Origin of the sequence: Collinsella aerofaciens, assembly GCF_028209395.1 — a bacterium.
Lineage (GTDB): Bacteria > Actinomycetota > Coriobacteriia > Coriobacteriales > Coriobacteriaceae > Collinsella > Collinsella aerofaciens_AZ.
In genome coordinates, this window is sequence record NZ_JAQLDQ010000004.1 from 78,871 (window position 1) to 101,336 (window position 22,466).

Consider the following 22,466-nt stretch of genomic DNA (forward strand, 5'->3'; position numbering starts at 1 on the left):
GGTCTCAACCGAACGACGGAATCGCGCGCGATTCGCAACCGATTGGAAACCCGCCCCTCAACATGATACGAAAGACGATGTATGTCAATAAATCCTAGAGAAGTTCTTTGCGAGAAGCCAAGTAGGCGTGAGCATGGCGGTCGAGGACCTCGTCCTCAACGCTCGTTAGACGAATGGCGCCGAGTGCCGCGGGCAGCGGCAACATACTACGGTTCGAGCGGTCAAACTGCTGCCTGCGGAACTCCTCGATATATGAGGCAGGCTCCAGATCGAAGGCAAGCTCCTCGATACCAAAGTCCTCCAGGCAGTCATCGACCTCAAAGACGTAATCGATATCAAAGTCGCAGGCATCATGTGCTAAGCGCGCCTCAAAGCGCATGCCCTCAGACAGCAGCTGGTAGGCAGGAACCTGCGCCGCGGCTTTACCCAGGCAGGCGCGCAGGGTACGCTCCCCCATCTTGCCAAAATCGAGCGCATGGCGGGCGCTCGGGTTCGTGGCCATCAGTACGTCCTTACGGGCAGTCTGAGACCACTGAACGGCATTGACGAGCGCGACCTCCTCGCCCGCAAGAATCTCGGGGACGGTCTCAGTAAACTGATTCCAGCGGGACTTGCTGCTCGAAAGCATGGTGCCAACAAGTACCGCATAGCCGAGCTTGAGGTCCTCGGGGTCCGCCTCGCGAACAAGGTCGAGGTCGCACACGACCAAGCCCGGCTCGGGACGGAACGCGATAGCGGGAAGCGCATTCGTCGACGAGGCGACAAGCGGCTTCATGGTCGTCGCAACCGTGAGCATGGCGTCGAACGTCGTCGGCAGCAAGGCGCACTCGGTGCGACCGCACCACTGATTGGCACACCAACAAACGACCGAGCAGGTCGCCGTGTCACCGACAGCGACAACGAGATCGTCGCAGGTAATGCCGTTAGCCGACAGGGCGCCAAAGACGGTATCGGCATCGGCCAGCGTAGCACCGGCAGGAGAAACCTCGAGGACGAGCAGCGACACGGCAAAACCGGCGTCGACCAGCGCATGCTCGACGACCTCGCCAAAACGCTCGGATGTAGCGTCGTTCCAAACCACCATCGCGCGCTTAGGCTTGCCCACGGCCGAGGCAAACATGCGCGACAGCTCCTCGAACGCGCCCAATCCAACGCGGACATCGACACTGCGGTTTTGGAAATTGATAAGTTGACGGCGAATCATAGCAGTCCACGCTCCAAAAGCATCTCGGCACAAAGGTAGGAAACGTCCTCGAAGGACTTGTTGCGAATATCAAGGGTAATATCGGCGGCCTGGCGATACAGCGGACGGCGATGCTCAAACAGGCGCGCAGCGTGCTCGGGCGAGCGGAAATCGGGCCGGGTATCGGAGCGGCGAATCTGGCGCAACGAGTCCTCAAAGTCGCCTTCGAGGTACACGCATATACCCATCTCATGCATCAGCTCAATGTTCACCGGCGTCTCGACGATGCCACCCCCGCACGACACCAGCAGGCTGCGCTCGCTTTGAAGCGAACGGAGTGCCGAGGTCTCAAGCTCGCGAAAACGATCCTCGCCCTCGGTCTCAAATATCTCGGTCACCGACTTGCCACATCGACGCACAACCAAACGATCGGTATCGATAAAACGCCGCTTGAACATAGTGCCGACGTTGCGCGCGAGCGTCGATTTGCCCGCGCCCAAAAAGCCGATAAAGAAGATATGGTCGCAGCCGTGTTTGATGTGCTGAGACATGGCGAAACCTATTCCTCGCAGGGAAGGTCGCGCAGGGCCCGGCGCTCAAAGATACGGAAGATCTGCGTGTACCACAGGTCCTGGGTTGCCTGCGGCTTGACCAGAATAGTGTCAACGCCGGCAAAGTTACCGCTCCACACGTCCGTGTACAGCTGATCGCCGATCAGCACCGCCTCGTCTGCCGTGGCGCCAAGGCGCTTAAGACCCGCCTTCAAGGCAAACGGGGCGGGCTTCATGGCGTGGCTGATGGCCTCGAGTCCCAGCTCGCGTGCAGAGCTCATGACCTGATCGCGATGCCAGTTGTTGGACACCATGCACAGCTTAAAGCCTTTGGCGCGGGCGGTATCGAGCCAAGCGGAAACCGCGGCGGGAACCTGCTCGGTGTCGCGCGGAACCAGAGTGTTATCGCGATCGAGCAGAATGGCGCGTTTGCCGTCGGCCCACAGGGTATCAAGGTCGATGCGATCGACCGAGGCAACGTATCGTTTGGGGCTAAAAATCCTCATGCTAATTCCAAGACAGTTGATGCTCTTCGTAGGTTTGCGAGAAGTACTCCTCGTCCTGCGTAATGTAGAAATACAGGTCATCGGAGTCGGTTGGCTCAAGCGTGGCCTTGAGTGCCTCGAGCGACGGAGAGCAGATGGGCGTGGGTGGCAGGCCCTCGTGCTTATAGGTGTTATACGGGCTATCGCTCTGCAGGTCGTCGGCGGTAACCTCGCCACCGGTGACATACATCATGGTCGCATCGCTGTTGAGATAGCGCAGACCGTCGAGCTTGCCGGCAAGGCGGTTGTAGAAGACCGAGGCCACGTGTGCACGTTGATCGGCGTTGAGGCCCTCGCGCTCAACGATAGAGGCCAAGTTGACGATGTCGTAGTCGGACATCTCCACACCGTAGCGCTCCTTGATCTTGGCTTCGCAGCTCGCAAAGTCAAGCGACTTGTACTCGGTCTTAAACTGATCGAGCATGGCGCGAATCACGTCATCGGCCGTCGGCGAATCACCCAACGAATAGGTCTTGGGGAACAAGAAACCCTCGAGCGAGTCGTTGGCGGCGCCCTTAAGGAAGCTATAGTCGTCCACGTAGTTGGAGGCCTTGGCCTGGTTGAGGAAGTCTTCCTTAGAGATGCTGTCGTAGGCCTGGGCCACGCGATCGGCGACTTGATCGACTGTCAGACCCTCAGGGATAGTCAGCGCATTGGAGCCCGCGTTGGGGCCTTCCATGAGCTGCTGAACAACCTTGGTCGCATCCATGAGTGTGGTGAACGAGTAGGTGCCAGGCTTAAGCGACATATCGGCGTTAAGCTTTTTCACCGCCGCGTAGTAATCCTTGGGATTTTCGACGATATGGTTCTCGGAGAGAATCGAGGCGATCGTATCGCCCGAAGCACCGTCGGGAATGGTCACCGTAACTTGCTGGCCAGCAGCGACTTTCGCATCCTCACCGGCAAAGAAGCCCTTAACGGCAGGTACGACAAAGAAAGCGATAGTAGCAAGCGCGATTACGGCCACCACAACGCCGATGATCATAGGAACCGGAGAACTCTTCTTTTGAGCACCGCGACGAGCATGCGTGTTGTAGCTCGAGCGAGTCGCCGGAGCAACGCCATGCGACCCGCGAGCGTGATGCGAATGCGATTGGGGGGCCTGCGTTCGCTGGGTAGGTGCCTGTTGCTTAAAGCGAGCACCGCCTGCAGGCTGAGCCGAACGAGCAGTGGGCTGCTGAGCCGCGTGAGAAGCCGGATACTGAACCGAACGAGCAGAAGGCTGCTGACCCGTCCGTTGAACAGGTTGGGCCGAACGAGAGGAGGACTGCACCGGGCGCGCGGCAGACTGAGCTGCGCGCTGGGTCGGCTGTGCCGGACGCTGGCCAGGCTGGGCAGGGCGCGACGCCGACTGACGTGTACAATTCGGCTGGCGCGGATCGGAAGCGCTAGGCATGCGAAACCTCCTCGTTTTTACGATCAAGCCACGTCTGCAAAAACAGGCTGGCGGCAATCATGTCAATCTTGCCCCTCATCTGCTTTTCGTTGAGGCCCTGCTCGCGCAGGATACGCTTTGCCTCTTGCGAGGACAGGCGCTCGTCCTCAAACTCCAACGGAAGATCGAGCTCGTCGGCAATCTTTTGCGCAACAGCGGCAACGCGCTCGGCCTGGGGACCGGGCTCACCGGCCATGGTCAGGGGACGCCCACTTACCAGGATATCGGGCTCATAGTCCTCAACCAGGTAGCGGAACGTCTTGGCCATACCGGTGACCTCTGCAGCCGGGAGCACCTTGACAGGCATCGCCATCTTGCCATCACGGCTCGAGACGGCGATGCCGATCCTGGTCTCCCCTATGTCCAGCGCAAGCGCGACCACAGCGACTACCTAGATTCTTAGGCGCCGAGCGCGGTCTTAGCGGCCGCGAGGGCATCGGCGATGCCGGCGGCGTTCTTGCCACCGGCCTGGGCCATGTTGGGACGGCCGCCACCGCGACCGTCGACCAGGCCCGCGATCTGCTTGATCACGTTACCGGCGTGGAAACCGGCCTTGACGGCGTCATCGGAGCCGGCGGCGAGCAGGGCCGGGGTGCCCTTCTCGGTCACGCTGGCGACGACGCAGGCGACAGGACCGGCGACCTTCTGGTGCACGGTATCCCAGACGTTGCGCAGGTCGGCAGCCTCAAGGCCCTGGAGCTCAGCGACGACGAGCTTGTAGCCGTCGAGCTCGACGGCGCCCTCGATGGCGCTGGAGATAGCGTCGGAGGAGCCACCGGTCAGTGCCTTCTTGAGCTTGTTGGAAGTCTCGCGCAGCTCGGCCTGCAGGTTCTCCACGCGGGCGGGAACCTCATCCACGCGGCACTTGAGCGCAGCAGCGGCGGCGTCGACGAGCGCCAGACGGTCGGCCATGTAGTCGAGAGCACCCTTAGAGGTCACGGCCTCAATACGGCGGACGTTGGAGCCCGTAGAGGACTCGGAAATGATCTTGAACAGGCCGATCTCGGCGGTGTTGGCGGCATGGGTGCCACCGCAGAGCTCACGGGAGAACGGCTGGTCCTCGGCGCCCACGGAGACAACGCGGACGACGTCGCCATACTTCTCGCCAAACAGGGCGACAGCACCGGCGGCCTTGGCCTCGTCGATGCCCATGACGCGGGTCACGACCGGCTTGGAGGCGAAGATCTGCTGGTTAACCAGGTCCTCGACAGCCTTGAGCTGCTCGGAGGACAGGGCCTCGAAGTGCGTGAAGTCAAAGCGCAGGTGCTCGGGCGTCACCAGCGAGCCAGCCTGGGAGACATGCTCGCCCAGGACCTGCTTAAGCGCAGCGTCGAGCAGGTGGGTGGCGGTGTGGTTGCGGCGCAGGAAACCACGGCGCTCGGCGTCGAGCGCGGCGGTCACGGTAGCACCGACGGTCAATGTGCCCTCGGCAACGTGGGCGACGTGAGCATACAGGCCATTGTGGTTCTTGGTATCGGAAACGGTCAGCGCAACGCCCTCGGCGAAAAGCTCGCCGGCATCGCCCTGCTGGCCACCCATCTCGGCGTAGAACGGGGTGCGGTCGAGCACGACCTCGACGTCCTCGCCGGCGGCAGCGGACTCGACGGACTCGACGTTGCGCACGATGGCAACAACCTTGGCGCCTACGATCGCATCGTTGTCATAGCCGTCGAACTCAGTCGCGGCGACCTTGTCGGAAAGTTCGACCCACACGTCGTTGAAGCTGCCCCAGGCGTCGCCCTTGGCATTGGCGCGGGCGCGGGCCTTCTGGTCCTCCATGCAGGCGGTGAAGCCGTCCATGTCGACGTCGTGGCCAGCGGTGCCGGCGATCTCGACGGTCAGGTCGATGGGGAAACCAAAGGTGTCGTGCAGCTTAAAGGCAACGTCGCCCGGAAGGACAGCACCCTCGGCAAGCGCGGCCAGGGCCTCGTCCAGGTAGACGCGACCGTTGTCGAGCGTCGTGGAGAAACGCTCCTCCTCGGAAGCGACGATACCCTTGACGAGCGCGACGTTCTTGAGCAGCTCGGGATAGGCCTCGCCCATCTGGGCGTTGACCTCATCAATGAACTTGGTCAGGAAGGCGCCCTCGATGCCCAGCAGGCGACCGTGGAACACGGCACGGCGGAGCAGGCGGCGAAGGACGTACTCGCGACCCTCGTTACCGGGGAGAATGCCGTCCGAGATCATAAAGTCGACGGCACGAGAGTGATCCGCGATGATGCGCAGGGAGCGGCTGGCACCGGAGTAATCGTCGGCGTCATAGGTCTTGCCGCTGATCTTCTCGCCCAGCTTGATGAGGTGCTGCATCAGATCGCCGTCGTAATTAGCGGTCTTGTGCTGCATGATGGCGGCCATGCGCTCCAGACCCATGCCCGTATCGAGGTTGCGGTGCGGCAGCTCCGGCATGGAGCCATCCTCCTGGCGGTCGTACTGGGTAAACACGAGGTTCCAGAACTCAAGGAAGCGATCGCAGTCGCAGCCAGGCTTGCAGTCGGGGCTGCCGCAACCGACCTCCTCGCCCATGTCAAAGTAGATCTCAGAGCACGGACCGCAGGGACCGGTGGGGCCAGCGGCCCAGAAGTTGTCGTCCTCGCCCAAGCGGGAGATGTGGTCCTCGGCAACGCCCAGGGAGCGCCATACGTCATGGGTCTCGTCGTCCTCGGTAAAGACGGTGAAGTACAGGCGATCGAGCGGCAGCTTGAACTCCTTGGTGATGAGCTCAAAGGCCCAAGCGCAGGCCTGCTGCTTGGAGACGCCGCCAAAGGAGAAGTCGCCGAGCATCTCAAAGAAGGACAGGTGACGGCCGTCCTCGCCGATGCAATCGATGTCGTTGGTGCGGACGCACTTCTGGCAGGAGATCGCGCCGATCTCCTTCATGGTCTTCTTGCCCTGGTAGTACTCCTTAAACTGATTCATGCCGGCGTTGGCAAGCAACAGCGAAGGATCGTCGGGGACGAGGGACGAAGAAGGATAGAGCTTAAGACCGCGCTCCTCAAAGAAGTTGAGGAACTTAGAGCGAATCTCGGCCGTAGTCATTGACGGGTAGTCAGCACTCATAGAGGGAATCTCCTCGGTTTCACATCGAAACAGTTCAAACGTAACGATATTACCATCCCACCGCACCTGTGCAAAAAAGAGGGCCGCCAAACAGCGACCCTCCAGCGAAAGTGCACGTTATTTAGGTCTGTCAAATACTTTGAAAAAAAATGATTTCGGTATAATTGCATATAAGAATCGTCCGGAAGGAGCGATCGATGAATAGCAAACGGTTTGTCGTGAATGCACTAACCTCGGTAGCCCTTTTAGCAATCTTCGCTTACTCGAGCTGGTATGTGAACCAGCCGAGATTTGGCTACGCATTGTACGCAGTAACATCTGGCGATAAAGCGTATTACACCCTAAGCGCAATTGACGCCATCTTTTTCTATGTGGCTGGCCCCTTATCAATCACTTTGATCGCGTTTATTGTTATTTACAACATCAAGAAACGCTAACAGGGCCTATTTGGAATCCGAATCGTCCATGGAGCCGTCGATGCCGGTTTTGGTGTCGTCGTCAGAGCTTGTGTCGTCGTCCTTGGCAAAGGGGTTCTTAAAGAAACCCGTCGCGTCGGGCTGCAGGCCTGAGAGCTTAATCCAGGGATTATCGAGCTCGGGCTTGGGCATGGCCTTGGCCTCGGGCGCGGTCTCGTTGCCGATGAGCTCGGACTCATAGATGAACGTATCGTCGCCAAGCGCGTCGTAGGCGGCAACTGGGTTACCCTCGGTATCGCGATACGGAGTGCCCTTAAACACGGCGCCATCGTATGCCACGAGCTGACGCCCGGTCTCGTTCTCAAAGTAGTAGACGAAAATGCCCTTGAGGGCCGCGCACAGCGGAATGGCGATAACCATGCCGATGGGACCCATGAGTGCCGAACCGATAACGAGAGCCGTCAGGCTCATAACGGGATGCACCTGCACCGAGCTCTGCATGACCTTAGGCGAAATGACATTATCGGTGACGTTTTGAGCCACCATGGTCACGACAAGCGTCCACAACGCCAGCATGGGGCTGAACATAAAGCCGAACACCGTGGCGATCGCCGCACTCACCCAGGGACCGACAACCGGAACCAGGTGCATAATGCCGGTAAAGATAGCCATGAGTGCTGCATACGGATGGCCGATGATCGTAAAACCAATAAAGGCAAGAAAACCGCCACAGATCGATGTGATGACCATGCCACGCATGTAGCCGCCGACCGAACGCGAAAGGATGGCCACCATAAAGCGGTACGAGGTCTCCTTTTCCTGCCCGATGATGGTGCAGACCTCGTGGTGCATGCGGGGATAATCGCAGGCAAGCCAGTAGGCAAGCACCAGACCCAGGAAGATGACGAACAGCTGCGAGGCCGTGTTGGTAATGAGCGGAAACACACCGCGGCCGAGCTCAGCAGCGATTTGCGAGACGTACTTGGACGCTACGGTAACCAACGAAGAAAGATTGTCGTCCAGATACTCCTTGAGCGGCGTGTTGTTGAGCGTCTTAGCGTGCGAGAGCATCTCGTTGAGATCGCCACCCGCAACACGAAGCTGCTCGGGCAGGCGGCTCAGGACTTCCATGATTTGACCGAGCAAAATAGGCGATAGGATGCAGACGACGCCGACGAGCACGGCAACAACCACAATGAGTGCGATGAGCGAACCGAGGCCACGTCCGACACCGTGATGCTCGAGCCAGTTGGTGATCGGAGACATCACAAAAGCGATGATGGAACCGACAGCGAGAAACTCGATGACCGGTGCCAGGATGCCCATAAGGTTAAAGATGACGGCAGCGATGACAATGCAGCCGACGACGCCCCAAATGCGCAGCGTCAGAATGCGGGTATCGCGAAGCGTGCGGTCGATTTGTTGGGGGTGCTCACTCATGAACGAATCATCACTCCGTCGGGGTCAATCTTATCTTGAATCTTCTTAAGGGTACGGCGCAGCAGGCGCGAGACCTGCACCTGCGAGATGCCAAGCTTCTTGGCAATCTCGATCTGGGTCATGCCCTTAACGAAGCGCAGCTCGATAACCTCGCGCTCGCGCGGCGAGAAATCGCGGATGGCTTCCTCGATTACCAGGCGGTCATCGGTAAAGTCGAGCTCGTTGTCGTCGTCGGCATAGCGATCGAGAATCGAAGGCGCATCATCGGAATCGGACGCACCGGGGGCCTCGATGGGCACCGAGGTGTAAGCCGAGGACGATTCCATGGCTTCGAGCACCTCGTCGACGGTCACGTCCAGGTATTCGGCGATTTCCTCAACCTTGGGCGAACGCTGCAGCTCGTTGGTGAGCTTATCGGTAGCCTGGTTGACCTTGGCCGAGAGCTCCTGCAAACGACGGGGCACGCGCACGCTCCAGCCCTTGTCGCGGAAATGACGCTTAATCTCACCCATAATAGTAGGTGTGGCAAACGTCGTGAACTCGAGCCCGCGCTCAGGGTCAAAGCGGTCGATAGCCTTGAGCAGGCCCAAATAGCCGACCTGCAAAAGGTCATCGAGCGGCTCGCCGCGGTTCTTAAATTTGTTGGCAAGAAACCTTACCAGGTTCATATGGGACATGACGAGCTGCTCGCGAGCATCCGGATCACCGGTCTCCTTATAACGACGAAACAGCTCGCGGGTTTTCTCCTTGTCCCAAGCGGTCTTGCCGCTCCGGGAACGTTCGGTCATATTAGATATCCGCCTTGAGGTCGAGGGAAAGCGTTAGAGGCGCCGCAGTCTTTTCGTAGGAATCGCACACGCTTGCAAGAATGAGCTCGGCATACACAGCAGCCTGGTCATCCTCGTCGACGGTGGCCTGTTCCCCAAAGGTAAAGGTCATGCCGACGTGAGATTCGTCCACATCGAAATTGATCGTGATGTCGTCGCAGTCGACCGCGGTGCACCCAAAGATGAAGGCTTCCTCGGCAGCCATGCGGATATCCTCGATGCGATCGACGGACATAGAGCACAGGGCGCCGACGTTGGCGGCCGTCATGCGCACCAAGCGCGCGAGACGCGGATCACCGGCAACGCTCAGCGTAATGGGGCAGGTTGCTTCACTACTCATCGCAGGACTCCTCGGAGGTCTCGGCAGGCGTATAGGTGTAATACTGAGCAGGCTTAGCAGCGGGCTTCTGAACATCATCGTCGTCAGCAGCGGCATCGTCATCGTCAATCAGAACGCGCTCAGTAGGCTGCTCGGCCTCGGCGGCGGCAGCGGCGAGCTTGCGATCGGCGTCGGCTGCAGGAGCCTTCACCTTATTGAAGAGCTTCTGCACGGCGCCAGCAGCAGAATCAGTCACGCTCGATACGGCATTGCTAGCCTCGGCCACGCTGCCCGTGACCTCGGAGATGTCGCGAACGACCGCCTCAACCTCAACGAGGTTAGACGTCAGAGCATCAACGGCAGTCTTGCTCGACTTGAGGAGCGGCTCAACCTGGGCAAGTGCCGGCGTAAGCTCGTCAACGGCGCCATCGAGCTTTGCCACCACGGGCTGTGCCTCGGCGAGCGTATTGTTAAGGTCACTCACCGTCTTGTCGAGCGAGTCGACGACGGTGCGGGTCTTGCGCAGCGTGAGCGCGAGCTCGACAACAGCCCACACGCCGGCAACGGCGAGCACCAGCAGGGCGATTTGAATGGGACTCATACAAGCCTCCCGAAGGAATCGAAATACAGACGTTTTTCATGGTACCCCAAAGAAGGGCAAAGATACCCAAAGGGAATGCGCGAGGCGCCAATGGCCTACTTGGGAGCGTTGCCGCTACGGTCGCGCTCGCTTTGCTCCACACGCCACTCTTCCCAACCGCGGCCGGCAGGCTGCCAGAACGCACCGCGCTCCAACCCCTCGGGCAAATAGCGCTGATCGACCCAGCCTTCGGGATAATCGTGCGGGTACTTGTATACACCGTACTCGTCGCTGCCGGGACGGTGACGATCGCGCAGGTAGCTGGGCACCTCGCGAAGACCACTGCTGTGGATATCGGCCAGCGCCGCATCGATCGAGGCCTCACACGCGTTGGACTTAGGCGCCAGGCACACATAGAGCGCAGCCTGAGCCAGGTTGATGCGACACTCGGGATAGCCAATGACCTCGGCAGATTTAAATGCGGCATGTGCCACCAAAAGCGCCTGCGGGTCGGCGTTGCCAACATCCTCGGAAGCCTGAATCATAATGCGGCGAGCGATAAACTTGGGATCCTCCCCCGCATCGATCATGCGCGCAAGCCAATAAATGGTGGCATCGGGATCGCTGCCTCGCATGGACTTGATGAACGCGCTAATAATGTCGTAGTGCATATCACCGTTTTTGTCATACGAAAACCCACGACGCGGATTGGCGATCTTCACGTCATCCACGGTAATGGGATAGCGTTCCCCCGCCGCCGGCGCTGGCGTTCCCTCGGTATCGGGACGCGTAACGGCAATCTCACTCGCAAGCTCGAGCGTCGTGAGCGCCGAGCGCGCATCACCCGCGGCCAGCGTGCAAATGGTCTTGACTGTATCCTCATCGGCCGAGAACTTACCGTTTAAACCCTGCGGCGCCTCGAGCGCACGCTCAATGAGCGTGGCGATATCCTCGTCCTTCAGGTGCTCAAGCTCTACCACACGCCCACGCGAGAGCAATGCCGAGTTGACCTCAAAGTACGGGTTTTCCGTCGTGGCGCCAATCATAATGACGGTGCGGTTCTCGACCGCATGCAGCAGGGCATCTTGCTGCGATTTCGAAAAGCGATGGATCTCATCGATAAACAGAATGGTGCGGCGGTCGTAGGTGTTCAGACGGGTCTTAGCCTCATCGATTACGCGGCGCAGGTCCTTCACAGTGCCCGTCACGGCGCTGACCTCGACAAACTCGCTCTTGGTATGGTTGGCGATAATGTGGGCCAGCGTCGTCTTGCCCGTGCCAGCCGGGCCGTACAGAATCACGCTCGACAGCACGTCATGCTCAATCGCGGCGCGCAGCCACGAGCCCTTACCGACGGCCTTTTGCTGGCCCACATACTCGTCGAGCGAATTGGGGCGCATACGCACCGCAAGCGGCGCATTTTTAAAGGAGCGCTCGCGCGTCGAAGCAGAAAAAAGGTCGTCCATAGCCATCCCGTGCATTAATCAAAATCGTTGTTGACCAACAGTATACCGAAAGGATACGAACTACCGTTCGTTAATATAGGTGCGGTGCGGAAACTTTAGACCTGGGAACAATTTGCTCGTCAGCTCGCAGAAATAACCATCCGTCATGCTTGCGATGTAATCGACGACGGCCTGATCCTTGTCGTCCTGCCAAGCATAGGTGCGGCCATAATAGGAAAGCTGCTGCTCAATACGCGAAATGTGGTGCTTAAAGATGTAGGAGGACTCGTCACCCTCGTTTATATCCTGCAGGCAACGGTCGTAGAGCTTTTCGAAGGCCTCGCGCAGTTCCGCTTCAGAGTCGCCTTCGATACCGCCCTTGCTATAGATCTTCTCGTAGTTCTCGCGCTTAGCCCGGCGGATCTCCTCAAACAGGTCCCCGCTCATCTCGATACGCGGTTTGCCGTAGCTATGCTCAACGATATCGATGGATGCGTGCGTGAGAATCCAGCTGTTATAGGCGCCGCCCCGACCGTCGTCAAAAGCGTCGGGCGACAGCAGGCCAGCCGCAATGGCGTCCTGGCGATCGCGCCCAACGTAGGCAAGGATATCCGAGATGCGAACGACGCAGCCCTCGAGCGTCATGGGACGCAGGTGCTCAATCGCGCTATAGCCTGTGGCAATGCATTCCTCGACGGTTCGGTCGAACTGGTCAAAGGAACCCATGTCCGAAAGCTCAAAAACACGCTGCTCGTACTCGCCGTTATGGCATAGCACGCCATCGAGCGTTTGAAGCGACACGTTGCGACCGTACAGCGCATCGAGGACGCGGACCGACTGCACGTTATGGAAAAAGAAGCGACCCGTACGCTCGTGATAGATATCGTTGAGGAATCGCTCGCCGGCATGGCCAAAGGGCGTGTGACCCAAGTCGTGGCCTAAGCCAATCGCCTCGATCAGATCGCAGTTGAGCCCCAGAGCACGTCCGATATCACGCGCGATGCGCGAGACAAGCTGCACGTGCAGGCCTCGGCGCGACAGGTCATCGTTACTGCGAAAACTGAAGACCTGAGTTTTGCCGGCGTATCGGGCATACGCAGGCAGATGAAGAATCTTTTCGGTATCGCGCATAAAGGCCGGACGCATGAGCGTGCCCTCGTCTGCGGCTCGATCAACGCGACGGATGACCTGGTCATCGTCGCAACGGTACGGGTTGACATAGCCCGAAGCACGATCTGCGGCAATGCGCTCGACAAGTTCGGGCGATAACGCCGAGGGAATACGGTCCATGCGCGCCTTAATGACGGCCGTTTCTTGATTAGATGCCATGGCATGCTCCTTAAGAAGGATGCGCAATCGGTTACAATGTGCAGCCCACGACCTCGATTATGGCAAAAATCGGCACCAAAAACGGCAGCAAAGGCAGGGAGCGCGATTTTGTGAAGAGGCAGGAGAGGGCAAGGGCCAGGAGCGCAACGGCAAATGCCACGATGCCGCCCATAGGGTCGAGCGTGCAAAGCGCGAAGAGCGCCTTGGCGTCCCCCATGCCAATGCCAGGGACGTGGCGAACACGACGCCAGAGTGACTCAGTAAGCACAAGGGCAAGGTAGACGATGACCGCAAGACCGGCGTGGTCAAACGCCGTGTTAACACCCTTGTCGAGCCAAACGCCTGCAAGCGCCGCCACCGCACACGCGCCGGCAAGCTGATTGGGAAACCGCCGCTCACGGGCATCAATCACCGCGCCGGCAAAGAAACAAATCCAAAACGGGATATAGACCATCGTGCACCTCCATGAACAGCTGCTCAAAAGCAAAAACCACCACAAAGGTACAGGCACCTTTGTGGTGGTTTTGATGGTGGTTATTTGGCGCCTTGCATGACCTCGTCGAGGGTAACGTTGACGGCGTGCTGCGTCGGGACCCAGTCGACCTTTAGGAACAGCGCTGCCACCGTGATGGGGATATAGCTGAACATAAAGATCGGGAAGGTAAACAGGTTGGTCACCAGGCGCCACTTTTGCGCACAATGAATGTGCTTGTACTCAAAGATGGTCGTAAGTAGCGCCAGGATAAAGAAGGTCTGGTACATCATCGCGAAGGTCATAATGAGCGAGGCGGCACAAGCCTGCATCTCGACCTCGGTGGCCAAGAAGCCATGCGAAAGCCCGCCCACGATGAGAAAGGTAGCGTTGGCGAGCATGGAGATCAGGGACAGCAACATGCCCGGAGCGATGGTCATAAACATGTCATATGCGGCAAAGCGATGATAGCAAAACGTCGATTTGACCAGATGCTTACCGTAGGTAAAGAACACCTGGTAGAAGCCCTTGGTCCAGCGCATACGCTGCTTCCAAGACGCTTTAAACGTCACGGGTTGCTCGTCAAAAAACTCCGCCGGCGCATAGCCAATGCGAATGCCGTGAATGGCGCAGAACGTGGTGAACTGAATATCCTCGGTCAGCGTGTGGAACTGCCAGCCGTGCATACCCTCGATAACACTGGCGGAGATGAGGTAGCCCGAACCCGAGACGGCACAGGACGTCTTGCAGATATTACGCGCGTTGTTAAGGAAACGCGCCTCGCGCAGGTACCAAGTGGCGTTGGCAGCCGAGATCCACGAGCTGCCAAAGTTCTTGGAGTTGCGGTAGCTTGTGACCACATGGAATCCCTGGTCAAAGGCGTCATTCATCTTGGAGACGTAATCGCGGGAGATAACGTTGTCGGCATCGAAGATAAAGTAGCCCTCAAAGGTATCGGGATACTCGTTAAGAATGCGGTCAAAACCAAAGTCCATGACCCAGCTCTTGCCTTTACGGGCCAGGTCGTTTCGCTCGTACACGACAGCGCCCGCCTCGCGCGCGAGCTGCGCGGTGTTATCGGTGCAGGCATCGGCGACGACAAAGACCTCGATGAGCTCGGACGGATAATCCTGGTCCTTGATGGAGCGAACGAGGTTGGCGATAACGGCCTCCTCGTTGTGTGCTGCAATAAAGAAGGCATACCGGTGGAGTTTTTTGGCCTTGGGAGGCGCGACCTCGCCGCGGAGAGCACCGATGACAAAGAAGACCACCTGGTACAAGAAGCAGACCGTGAGCAGCGTGACGACAATCTGGTTGAAGATCACGATGGGTGTGTTGGTTTGTAAAAAGGCGAGCATGCAGGCTCCCAGGAACGCGTTACGTAAACAACCGTATATCTTACCGCAGGCTAGGGGCGTTCAAGAAACCACCTAATACTGGCTAGGCTTCGAGCAGGCCGAGCTGCGGTACGATTTCGTCGCCGGCAGCAGTGCGACCAAGCGAACGCGGGGCCAGGTCGTCAAGAACCGCAGCGAGATCCCACGGCAGCTCGTCGCGGCGCTCAATGCGCTCCCCCGTCACGGGATGATCGAACGCTACGCGCCAGGAATGGAGGAATTGCCTGGTCAGACCCTGATCGGCGCGTGCATCGCACTTGCCGTAGAGCGGATCGCCCACGCAGGCGTGGTTGATATGGCGCATGTGCACGCGAATCTGATGCGTGCGACCGGTAAACAGGTGACACTCAACGAGTGTGTAGCCGTCATCAAAGCGCGTGGAATCAAAACGCTCAAGGACCTTGAAGGTCGTGATGGCTTGGCGCGCAAAGGGATCGTCCGAAACCGCCATCTTCACGCGGTCGCGCGTCGATCGGGCAATACCGGTGTTGATGGTGCCCTCGTCCATGGCGATGTGCCCGTGAACGAGCGTAATGTAGCGGCGGTCGAGCGTGCGCGTACGGATAAGATTTTGGAGCGCGCGCTGGGTGTCGTCGTCCTTTGCCGCAAGCATAAGACCTGAGGTATCGCGATCCAAACGATGCACGATACCGGGGCGGTCCTCGCCCTGCACGGTGCCCAGATGGTCGATACCACAGTGATAGACCAGGGCATTCGCGAGCGTACCGCTCTCATGACCATGCGCAGGATGGCACACCAGGCCGCGCTGCTTGGAGAGCACGATGAGATAGTCGTCCTCGTAGCGAATGTCGAGCGGGATGGCCTCGGGAATCACATCGGTGGGATCGTGCGGCTCGGGCAAATCAACCGAAATACGGTCACCGGCTCGCACGGCGTACTTTTTGGACAGGCAGGTCTCGCCATTGACCACTACGGCCCCACCCTCAATCAGATGCGCGCAGGCAGAGCGCGTAGGGCAGCCGTCATTGGCGCCCAGATAGGCGTCAAGACGCTGACCAGCGGCATCGTCGGCAACAAGGATATGGATGTCGGCCATTAGCGCTCATTCCTTTCACGAATCTTGCGGGCACGCTCCCCACGTTGTTTAGCCTTGCGCTTGGCGCGGGCCTCATCACGGGCGTTAAGCTCGGCGGTCGCATCGACCTCACGGGCCGCGGGGCTCAAGAACATGTAACCGAAGAGGGCGAGCACTACACCGACCGTAATGCCGATATCGGCCACATTGAAGACGGGGAAGTCGATGAAGGTGGTGGCAATAAAATCGGTCACGAAGCCAAAGGCCAAACGATCGATTGCGTTACCGATAGCACCGCCCGCAACCATCGCCATGCCCACAACCTCAAGATGGGCAAGCTGGGGTGCACGAACGAGGTACACAAAAATAGCGATAATGACCGCCAACGCCAGCACGGCAAACGCGATGCCATGCCCCTCGCCCATGCTAAAGGCGGCACCGATATTGCGGACAAACATAAAGTCGATGACACCAGGGATGACGGTCACATGCAAAGCGTCGCCCACGGCACGAACCGCAAACTTGGTCAGCTGGTCAAGAAGCAGCACAACCAGCGCCATCCCACCAGCAACACCCAACCGCCAACGCAAAGGCGGCGTCATATCCCCAGTACGACCCAAATCAATCCCCTACCCTCAAGAACATCGAATTACGTTTAACGCAAATCAATATCTTATATTGACCAGCAACGAAATAGCCGATGATTCGTTACCAACAGCGAAAACCCGCCAGAGCGAGCAAGGTGCCTTGAAGCAAGGCGGCATAGACCTTCTGGTCATGCCGCCGAAGCTGAAAGGCAGATTGCCGCTCTGGCGGGTTTGCAGCGTCAACCTGTTACGCGGTTTGGTAAAACCGCGTAACTACAAAGCGTTCGCACACCTCTCGCAGATGTGAGCGTGGCCGTTGTACTCGCCGACGGTGGTGCGGTAGTTCCAGCAACGGTCGCAGCACTCGCCCTCAGCAGCCTCGATGGCAACGGAGAGCTCCTCGCCCTGGGTCAACTCAACATCGGAGACGATGTAGAACTCGGCCAGGTCGACGGCCTTGTCGCCGGTCAGCAGCGCGTACATCTCGGCGGGAACGACCGCCTTGACGCGGACCTGCTGGCTCTTGGTGAAGGTACCGGCGGAGCGGGCGTCCTCAAGGGCCTTGGTCACGGCGCTACGGAGCTCGAGTGAAGCCTCGAGCACGCCCTCGAACTCATTGGCCTCGTCGACCGTAATGGGCGACTTATACCAATCGAGCAGCGCAGCGTACTTCTGGTGATCGACGCAGCCGGCAGGCGCATAGGCCATGGCCTCGTCGACCGTGTAGGACAGGATCGGCTGCAGGTCGCGCATGAGCATCGAGAAGAGCTCGGCAAGCACGGTCTGGGCGCTGCGACGCTCGAGCGAGCCGGGCTTATCGCAGTACAGACGGTCCTTCAGGGCGTCGAGGTACACGTTAGAGAGCTCGGTAACCACGAAGTCGTAGAGCGCACGGTAGGCGCGCGGGAACTCGTAGCAAGAGTAGGCGTCGTCAACCTCGGCCTGGACCTGAGTCAGGCGGGCAACCATGAGCTTGTCGAGCGGCAGCAGGTCGGCAAAGGCGACGCCGTCGGTCTCGGGCTCAAACTGACCCTCGAGCTCGGAGAGCAGGAAGCGCAGCGTGTTGCGGAAACGACGGTAGGCATCGGAGGTACGAGCAAGGATCTCGTGGTCGATGGACACGTCGGAGCTGGTATCGACGGAGGCAACCCACAGGCGGATGATGTCGGCGCCCATCTCGTCGCAGACCTTGTTGGGGTCGATGACGTTGCCGAGCGATTTCGACATCTTACGGCCCTGGCCGTCGAGCGTGAAGCCCTGCGAGACGACCGCCTTGTACGGAGCATGGCCGTTGGCGCCCACCGAGGTGAGCAGCGAGCTCTGGAACCAACCACGGTGCTGGTCGGAGCCCTCGAGGTAGACGTCCGCCGGGTACTCCAGCTCGGGACGGTACTCGCAGACGGCCTTCCAGGAGACGCCGGAGTCCCACCACACGTCAAGAATGTCCTTATCGGCCTTGAGGTGATGGCCACCGCACTTGGGGCAGACGCAGGCCTCGCCCAGGTAGCTCTCGGGAGCGTCGGTGAACCAGGCGTCGGAGCCCTTCTCGTGGAAGAGCTTGATGACGGCGTCGAGCGTAGCGTCGTTCATGACCTTCTCACCGCAGTCGGCGCAGGTGTAGCTGGGGATAGGCACGCCCCAGTTGCGCTGACGGCTGATGCACCAGTCGGGACGCTGCTCGACCATGGCGCCAATGCGGTTGGCCGCGTGGGCCGGATACCATTTGACGTTCTCGCGGACCTCCTTGCCAGCCTGCTCGCGCAGACCGGTCTTGTCCATCGAGACAAACCACTGGTCGGTAGCACGGAAGAGCACCGGATGCTTGCAGCGCCAGCAGTGCGGATAGCTGTGCGTGATCTTCTTCTCGAGGACCAGGGTACCGCGCTCGCGCAGGAACTCGATGATGTGTGGGTTGGCCTCGTCGGTGTCCATACCGCTGAAGGGGCCACCGGTACCAAACTCCTCGCCGGTGTAGAACTTGCCGTCGTCATCGACCGGCATGCAAATGTCGGTGATGCCCTCCTTGAGGCAGGCGAAGTAGTCGTCGACGCCGTGGCCGGGCGAATTGTGGACGATACCGGTACCGTCATCGACACCGACGTAATCGGCCAGCAGCGCCACGCCCTCAACGCCGTCAAAGATCGGCTGCTTGTAGTGGATGTGGTGGAAGGTCTCGGCGGGCACCACGTAGGGCTTGCCGTCGACCATGACCGGGGTGTACTCCCAGCCAAACTCATCGCAGCACTTGGGAGCCAGGTCCTCGAGCATGACCTCGGCACGGCCATCGTGCTCAACGGCGACGTAGGCGGCGCCGGGCTTGAGGGAAACTGCCTGGTCGGACGGGATGGTCCACGGCGTAGTCGTCCAGATGATAAAGTCGACCGGGCCGTCGAAGTTCTCGAGGCCGGCGGGCTTGGAGGTCATCTCAAAGCGAACGAAGATGGAAGGGCTCGTCTCGTCGGAGTACTCGATCTCGGCCTCGGCGAGCGCGGTGTGACAGTGCTTGCACCAGTGAACCGGCTTGTGGCCGCGATAGATCATGCCCTTATCGAACATGGCCTTGAAGACCTCGATGTCGGCGGCGTCATGCTGGTGATAGAGCGTCAGATATGGGTTGTCCCAGTCGCCGAGCACGCCCAGGCGACGGAAGCCGGCCTTCTGCAGCTCGATGTTCTCGACAGCGAACTTGTTGCAGAGCTCACGGATCTTGGCCGTGGAAGTCTGGTTGAACTTCTCGGTGCCGAGCTTCTCCTCGACCTTGTGCTCAATCGGCTGACCGTGGCAGTCCCAACCGGGGACATAGGGAACCTCATAGCCCTGCATCATCCAGTAACGGTTGATCATGTCCTTGGAGATCTTGTTCATGGCGTGGCCGATGTGGATCGGGCCGTTGGCGTACGGAGGGCCGTCGTGCAGCACGAACTTCTTGTGACCCTCGTTCTTCTTCAGAACCTGCTCGTAGACCTTGTTGTCCTGCCAGTCCTTGAGTCGCTTGGGCTCGGACTTGGAAAGACCGGCACGCATGGGAAAACCGGTCTTGGGCAGATTCATCGTCTGCTTGTACTCGTTTGCCACGGTACCCCTTTCATGTCGTGGGCGCGCACGCCCTCTGGGCACCAAAAAAGCGCCCGTCCCTACAAGCTGGGACGAAGCGCCACAAAACGGGCCGTGTGCCCGCAAAAGCTCTTCGCTTAACCACCCAGCTTAGATGCCCTCGCCCGCGTATTCGCGCGCTCGCATCCGTTACTCGGCTGGTCTGTATCGACGACCATCTCGGCGATGTCTACTAAGACGTGTCTGCACGACGCGTCCGTTGGGACCGCAGCTCCGGGGTGATTTTCATCGGTCGCATGCGCGGGTTCTCAGCACTCCCCGCTCTCTGTAGCATGCGGATGGCCGACTACTCGTCCCCATCAACGCTTATGCGGAGTATGCTAGCACGTTCCGCGCCAGCGAAAAACCCTCAACATCGGTTTCATACTTTAGTAATTTCTCACGGTCGCAAGCACTCACTTGGAGCAAAATGCCTGTAAGCACTTTATCGAACGAAAGAAGGTTGCTATGCGCACGATTGGGATGAGCGATTATACCGTCGGCGAAGACTGCTTTGACGAGCTGCCCGGAGCGCTGGCCGAATACGGAGCGACCAAGGTCGCAATCATCGGTGGCAAGCGGGCACTGGCCGCAGCACTTCCCGGTATCGAAGCTGTGCTGGAAGGTACCGACGTCGAGATTCTAGAGACGCGCGTCTACGGTACCAACAGCACACGCGCCAATATCGCCAAGGTCGTAAACTCCCCCGCCTGCCAGGAAGCCGACGTGCTTATCGCATGCGGCGGCGGCAAGGCGCTCGACACCATGAAGACGGCGGCCATCGAGCTCAAGAAGATCGTCTTTACGGTGCCGACGATCTGCTCCAACTGCTCGGCCGCGACCGCCATTGCCGTCGTCTACAACGACGACGGCTCGCTCGAGGGCTATTCGTACCCCAACCGCCCCGCGCACATCTTCATCAACCCCAAGATCATCGCCGAGGCTCCGGCGGAGTACTTCTGGGCGGGCGTGGGCGATGCCCTGTCCAAGCAGCCCGAGGTCGAGTACGCCACGAGCGCCGGCAACCTGGAGCACACCGCAGGTCTTGGCCTGGCGCTCGCACACACCTGCTCCGAGCCGCTGTTTACCTATGGCGTGCAGGGTCTTGAGGACGTTCGCCAGAACCTGTCGACCGAAGCCGTCAAGCAGATCGCGCTCGATATCGTGGTCAACACGGGCTACGTCTCCAACCTGACCAACCAAAACGATTACTACTACAACTCGAGCGTGGCGCACGCGTTCTACAACGCTTCCTGCAGCATTCCGCGCGAGGGCTCCTACCTGCACGGCGAGGTCGTGAGCCTGGGTGTGCTGGTACTGTTCGCCTATACGGGCGATACCGAGAACCTTGAGCGCTACGCCGCCTTTAACAATCAGATGGGCCTGCCCGTGACGCTTGAGCAGGTCGGGCTTTCCGAGGCTGATATCCCTGCCCTGTGCGAGTACGCGCACGCCACCAACGAATGGAAGCAAGGCAACCCGGAGCCCTTCACCGACGAGAAATTCGCCGCCGCCATCAAGGCCGCCAACGCTTACGGCCACACGCTCTAGGACTGACCCAAAACCACCACAAAGGGGACGGGCACCTTTCTGGTGGTTTTTTATTGCTCCAGCATTCAGTTCGTACTCGAACCCGATTCTTTACGAGAAAGGGTTCGGGTACGTTTTTTGTTTATCGGAAATTCTGCGGAAGGACTACTCGGAACGGTAAACAGAAACGAACAGAGGCAGGGTATCATCGTGGTGATGGTATCCTGCCTTTTGTTTTGCAGGATCAAGGTCGCTTTATGCGAACTTGATCGCCACTTATATGGCGCATTGATGGCAATTGCTTCGTACGTGCATACCGGGAGCCTGTACACCTCTGGCAAGGCGTAGCACACTAGACTTTGTTCCAAAGTCCGTGTGCTAAGGGGGCAGGCCCCTTAGAATTCCTGTGGAGTGTGTACGCACGTACGCAGGAAAACGGCAAAATTTCGCTATATCAGGGCGTTCTTTCATTGGAGAGTATGGTATACACGGCTTAGTTCAACAAATAAGAATTTATATATAAAGGAGAATACTGATGAAACTGTTTTTATGTTCTCACTTTTCAAGTGTAGGAAGTCTGATTAAGGAAGAAGTTGAAAGTAAAAAAGACGCATTTATTCCAACAGCTTCGCTGCGTGAAGGCTACACCGGTTATGTCGGCTCGGCTCGAAAATTATTCAAAAAGTTGGGAGCAATCGTAACTGAAATTGATATTTCAACGGAGGCTTATTCAACGATACAGTCTCTTTTTGAAGATGCGGATGTGATCTATTTTACCGGCGGAAATTCTTTTTTCCTTATAGACCAGCTCCGTAAAACGGGAACGGATGAGCTGTTGAAGAAAGAATTGGCAAAAGGAAAACTGATGATTGGTGAATCGGCAGGTGCGATTGTATGCGCTCCAAGCATCCAATATATCGAGCAAATGGATGAAAAGCCGGAGGACTACTCACAAGAAGATGATGCAGGGCTTAATTTGATTGATTTCTATGTTCTTCCGCATTTTCTTACAGCACCATTTAAGAAAGTTACCGAGAAAATAATAACTGAGTTTTCGGATTTGAATCTATGCCCAATTAACAATCGTCAGGAAATTGTAATTGATGGTGAAGGTTCAAAGGTTATTTGCAAAGAGTAATTTAAAATTCCAGTTTGCTGCACTCGTTCCTAGCAGGGTTTGAGGCAGGCACGCCCCAACAAGAAGCCGTCCCAAAGGGGCAAGAA

20 protein-coding genes are annotated in these 22,466 nt (G+C 58.6%); 3 read left to right on the forward strand and 17 right to left on the reverse strand.

Features of this window, described 5'->3' with window-relative positions; all coding sequences use genetic code 11:
• Positions 1-94 precede the first annotated feature (94 nt).
• The 6 genes from PMW67_RS03195 to alaS are packed head-to-tail and all read right to left on the reverse strand — an operon-like array spanning position 95 to position 6,771.
• Positions 95-1,204 carry a hypothetical protein gene (locus tag PMW67_RS03195; RefSeq protein WP_117790358.1) on the reverse strand — a complete coding sequence of 370 codons (1,110 nt, stop codon included), beginning with the start codon at positions 1,202-1,204 and terminating at the stop codon, positions 95-97.
• Positions 1,201-1,734, reverse strand: coding sequence for a shikimate kinase (locus PMW67_RS03200; RefSeq protein WP_117736305.1), 534 nt, complete (start codon positions 1,732-1,734; stop codon positions 1,201-1,203). The genes PMW67_RS03195 and PMW67_RS03200 overlap by 4 nt, the downstream gene beginning before the upstream one ends.
• An 8-nt stretch (positions 1,735-1,742) precedes the next feature.
• Positions 1,743-2,240, reverse strand: coding sequence for a YqeG family HAD IIIA-type phosphatase (locus PMW67_RS03205; RefSeq protein ID WP_099431674.1), 498 nt, complete (start codon positions 2,238-2,240; stop codon positions 1,743-1,745).
• A gap of 1 nt (position 2,241) precedes the next feature.
• The gene (mltG, locus tag PMW67_RS03210) at positions 2,242-3,675 is read right to left on the reverse strand and encodes an endolytic transglycosylase MltG (protein WP_231500808.1); all 1,434 of its coding nucleotides are present in this window, start codon (positions 3,673-3,675) and stop codon (positions 2,242-2,244) included.
• On the reverse strand, positions 3,668-4,096 hold the full coding sequence (gene ruvX, locus PMW67_RS03215; protein WP_035138185.1) for a Holliday junction resolvase RuvX: 429 nt from the start codon (positions 4,094-4,096) through the stop codon (positions 3,668-3,670). Before ruvX ends, mltG begins: the two co-directional genes overlap by 8 nt.
• 17 nt (positions 4,097-4,113) lie before the next feature.
• Positions 4,114-6,771, reverse strand: coding sequence for an alanine--tRNA ligase (alaS, locus tag PMW67_RS03220; RefSeq protein ID WP_118225837.1), 2,658 nt, complete (start codon positions 6,769-6,771; stop codon positions 4,114-4,116).
• 197 nt (positions 6,772-6,968) lie between these two features.
• Here alaS and PMW67_RS03225 point away from each other — a divergent pair, with 197 nt between their 5' ends.
• Positions 6,969-7,208, forward strand: coding sequence for a hypothetical protein (locus PMW67_RS03225; protein WP_124786219.1), 240 nt, complete (start codon positions 6,969-6,971; stop codon positions 7,206-7,208).
• Between the two features lie 6 nt (positions 7,209-7,214).
• Here the strand turns inward: PMW67_RS03225 and PMW67_RS03230 are convergent, their stop codons facing one another.
• From PMW67_RS03230 to ileS, 11 genes are all read right to left on the reverse strand, one after another.
• Complete coding sequence (locus PMW67_RS03230; RefSeq protein WP_271738736.1) at positions 7,215-8,627, reverse strand: AI-2E family transporter; 1,413 nt, start codon at positions 8,625-8,627, stop codon at positions 7,215-7,217.
• Entirely contained in the window at positions 8,624-9,415 is a 792-nt protein-coding gene (locus PMW67_RS03235) for an RNA polymerase sigma factor SigF (protein ID WP_117790364.1), read from the reverse strand. The genes PMW67_RS03230 and PMW67_RS03235 overlap by 4 nt, the downstream gene beginning before the upstream one ends.
• A gap of 1 nt (position 9,416) precedes the next feature.
• Entirely contained in the window at positions 9,417-9,794 is a 378-nt protein-coding gene (locus PMW67_RS03240; protein ID WP_117629310.1) for an ATP-binding protein, read from the reverse strand.
• Positions 9,787-10,374, reverse strand: a complete 588-nt coding sequence (locus tag PMW67_RS03245) for a hypothetical protein (protein ID WP_124786221.1) — start codon at positions 10,372-10,374, stop codon at positions 9,787-9,789. Before PMW67_RS03245 ends, PMW67_RS03240 begins: the two co-directional genes overlap by 8 nt.
• Positions 10,375-10,469: 95 nt before the next feature.
• A complete protein-coding gene (locus PMW67_RS03250; RefSeq protein ID WP_164473304.1) occupies positions 10,470-11,819 on the reverse strand; it encodes a replication-associated recombination protein A in 1,350 nt (449 codons plus the stop codon).
• A 60-nt stretch (positions 11,820-11,879) separates the two neighbouring features.
• Positions 11,880-13,127: a deoxyguanosinetriphosphate triphosphohydrolase family protein gene (locus PMW67_RS03255; RefSeq protein ID WP_117790368.1), complete on the reverse strand. Its 1,248-nt coding sequence runs from the start codon at positions 13,125-13,127 to the stop codon at positions 11,880-11,882.
• A gap of 31 nt (positions 13,128-13,158) precedes the next feature.
• Positions 13,159-13,581 (reverse strand): prepilin peptidase, encoded by a 423-nt coding sequence (locus tag PMW67_RS03260; RefSeq protein WP_117773845.1) that lies wholly within the window; start codon positions 13,579-13,581, stop codon positions 13,159-13,161.
• 80 nt (positions 13,582-13,661) lie between these two features.
• Positions 13,662-14,957, reverse strand: a complete 1,296-nt coding sequence (locus PMW67_RS03265; protein WP_117773846.1) for a glycosyltransferase family 2 protein — start codon at positions 14,955-14,957, stop codon at positions 13,662-13,664.
• Positions 14,958-15,039: 82 nt separating this feature from the next.
• Complete coding sequence (locus PMW67_RS03270; RefSeq protein WP_117773847.1) at positions 15,040-16,053, reverse strand: RluA family pseudouridine synthase; 1,014 nt, start codon at positions 16,051-16,053, stop codon at positions 15,040-15,042.
• Positions 16,053-16,580, reverse strand: a complete 528-nt coding sequence (gene lspA, locus PMW67_RS03275) for a signal peptidase II (protein WP_231501590.1) — start codon at positions 16,578-16,580, stop codon at positions 16,053-16,055. The genes PMW67_RS03270 and lspA overlap by 1 nt, the downstream gene beginning before the upstream one ends.
• A 312-nt stretch (positions 16,581-16,892) precedes the next feature.
• A complete protein-coding gene (gene ileS / locus PMW67_RS03280; RefSeq protein ID WP_369832565.1) occupies positions 16,893-19,670 on the reverse strand; it encodes an isoleucine--tRNA ligase in 2,778 nt (925 codons plus the stop codon).
• 510 nt (positions 19,671-20,180) lie between these two features.
• Between ileS and PMW67_RS03285 the strand changes: the two genes are divergently transcribed.
• Together PMW67_RS03285 and PMW67_RS03290 are read left to right on the forward strand one after the other, a co-directional pair.
• Complete coding sequence (locus tag PMW67_RS03285; protein WP_117773850.1) at positions 20,181-21,263, forward strand: iron-containing alcohol dehydrogenase family protein; 1,083 nt, start codon at positions 20,181-20,183, stop codon at positions 21,261-21,263.
• 514 nt (positions 21,264-21,777) lie between these two features.
• Positions 21,778-22,380, forward strand: a complete 603-nt coding sequence (locus tag PMW67_RS03290) for a Type 1 glutamine amidotransferase-like domain-containing protein (protein WP_271738737.1) — start codon at positions 21,778-21,780, stop codon at positions 22,378-22,380.
• The last annotated feature ends 86 nt before the right edge of the window (positions 22,381-22,466 follow it).

Excerpts from the sequence above, each read along its gene's own strand:
- PMW67_RS03260 (WP_117773845.1), bottom strand. The coding sequence starts at position 13,581 with ATGGTCTATATCCCGTTTTGGATTTGTTTCTTTGCCGGCGCGGTGATT.
- PMW67_RS03250 (WP_164473304.1), bottom strand. The coding sequence starts at position 11,819 with ATGGACGACCTTTTTTCTGCTTCGACGCGCGAGCGCTCCTTTAAAAAT.
- ileS (WP_369832565.1), bottom strand. The coding sequence starts at position 19,670 with ATGAATCTGCCCAAGACCGGTTTTCCCATGCGTGCCGGTCTTTCCAAG.
- PMW67_RS03200 (WP_117736305.1), bottom strand. The coding sequence starts at position 1,734 with ATGTCTCAGCACATCAAACACGGCTGCGACCATATCTTCTTTATCGGC.
- PMW67_RS03285 (WP_117773850.1), top strand. The coding sequence starts at position 20,181 with ATGCGCACGATTGGGATGAGCGATTATACCGTCGGCGAAGACTGCTTT.
- PMW67_RS03225 (WP_124786219.1), top strand. The coding sequence starts at position 6,969 with ATGAATAGCAAACGGTTTGTCGTGAATGCACTAACCTCGGTAGCCCTT.
- PMW67_RS03235 (WP_117790364.1), bottom strand. The coding sequence starts at position 9,415 with ATGACCGAACGTTCCCGGAGCGGCAAGACCGCTTGGGACAAGGAGAAA.
- PMW67_RS03205 (WP_099431674.1), bottom strand. The coding sequence starts at position 2,240 with ATGAGGATTTTTAGCCCCAAACGATACGTTGCCTCGGTCGATCGCATC.
- PMW67_RS03270 (WP_117773847.1), bottom strand. The coding sequence starts at position 16,053 with ATGGCCGACATCCATATCCTTGTTGCCGACGATGCCGCTGGTCAGCGT.
- mltG (WP_231500808.1), bottom strand. The coding sequence starts at position 3,675 with ATGCCTAGCGCTTCCGATCCGCGCCAGCCGAATTGTACACGTCAGTCG.
- PMW67_RS03255 (WP_117790368.1), bottom strand. The coding sequence starts at position 13,127 with ATGGCATCTAATCAAGAAACGGCCGTCATTAAGGCGCGCATGGACCGT.
- PMW67_RS03240 (WP_117629310.1), bottom strand. The coding sequence starts at position 9,794 with ATGAGTAGTGAAGCAACCTGCCCCATTACGCTGAGCGTTGCCGGTGAT.
- PMW67_RS03230 (WP_271738736.1), bottom strand. The coding sequence starts at position 8,627 with ATGAGTGAGCACCCCCAACAAATCGACCGCACGCTTCGCGATACCCGC.
- PMW67_RS03290 (WP_271738737.1), top strand. The coding sequence starts at position 21,778 with ATGAAACTGTTTTTATGTTCTCACTTTTCAAGTGTAGGAAGTCTGATT.
- PMW67_RS03265 (WP_117773846.1), bottom strand. The coding sequence starts at position 14,957 with ATGCTCGCCTTTTTACAAACCAACACACCCATCGTGATCTTCAACCAG.
- PMW67_RS03245 (WP_124786221.1), bottom strand. The coding sequence starts at position 10,374 with ATGAGTCCCATTCAAATCGCCCTGCTGGTGCTCGCCGTTGCCGGCGTG.
- alaS (WP_118225837.1), bottom strand. The coding sequence starts at position 6,771 with ATGAGTGCTGACTACCCGTCAATGACTACGGCCGAGATTCGCTCTAAG.
- PMW67_RS03195 (WP_117790358.1), bottom strand. The coding sequence starts at position 1,204 with ATGATTCGCCGTCAACTTATCAATTTCCAAAACCGCAGTGTCGATGTC.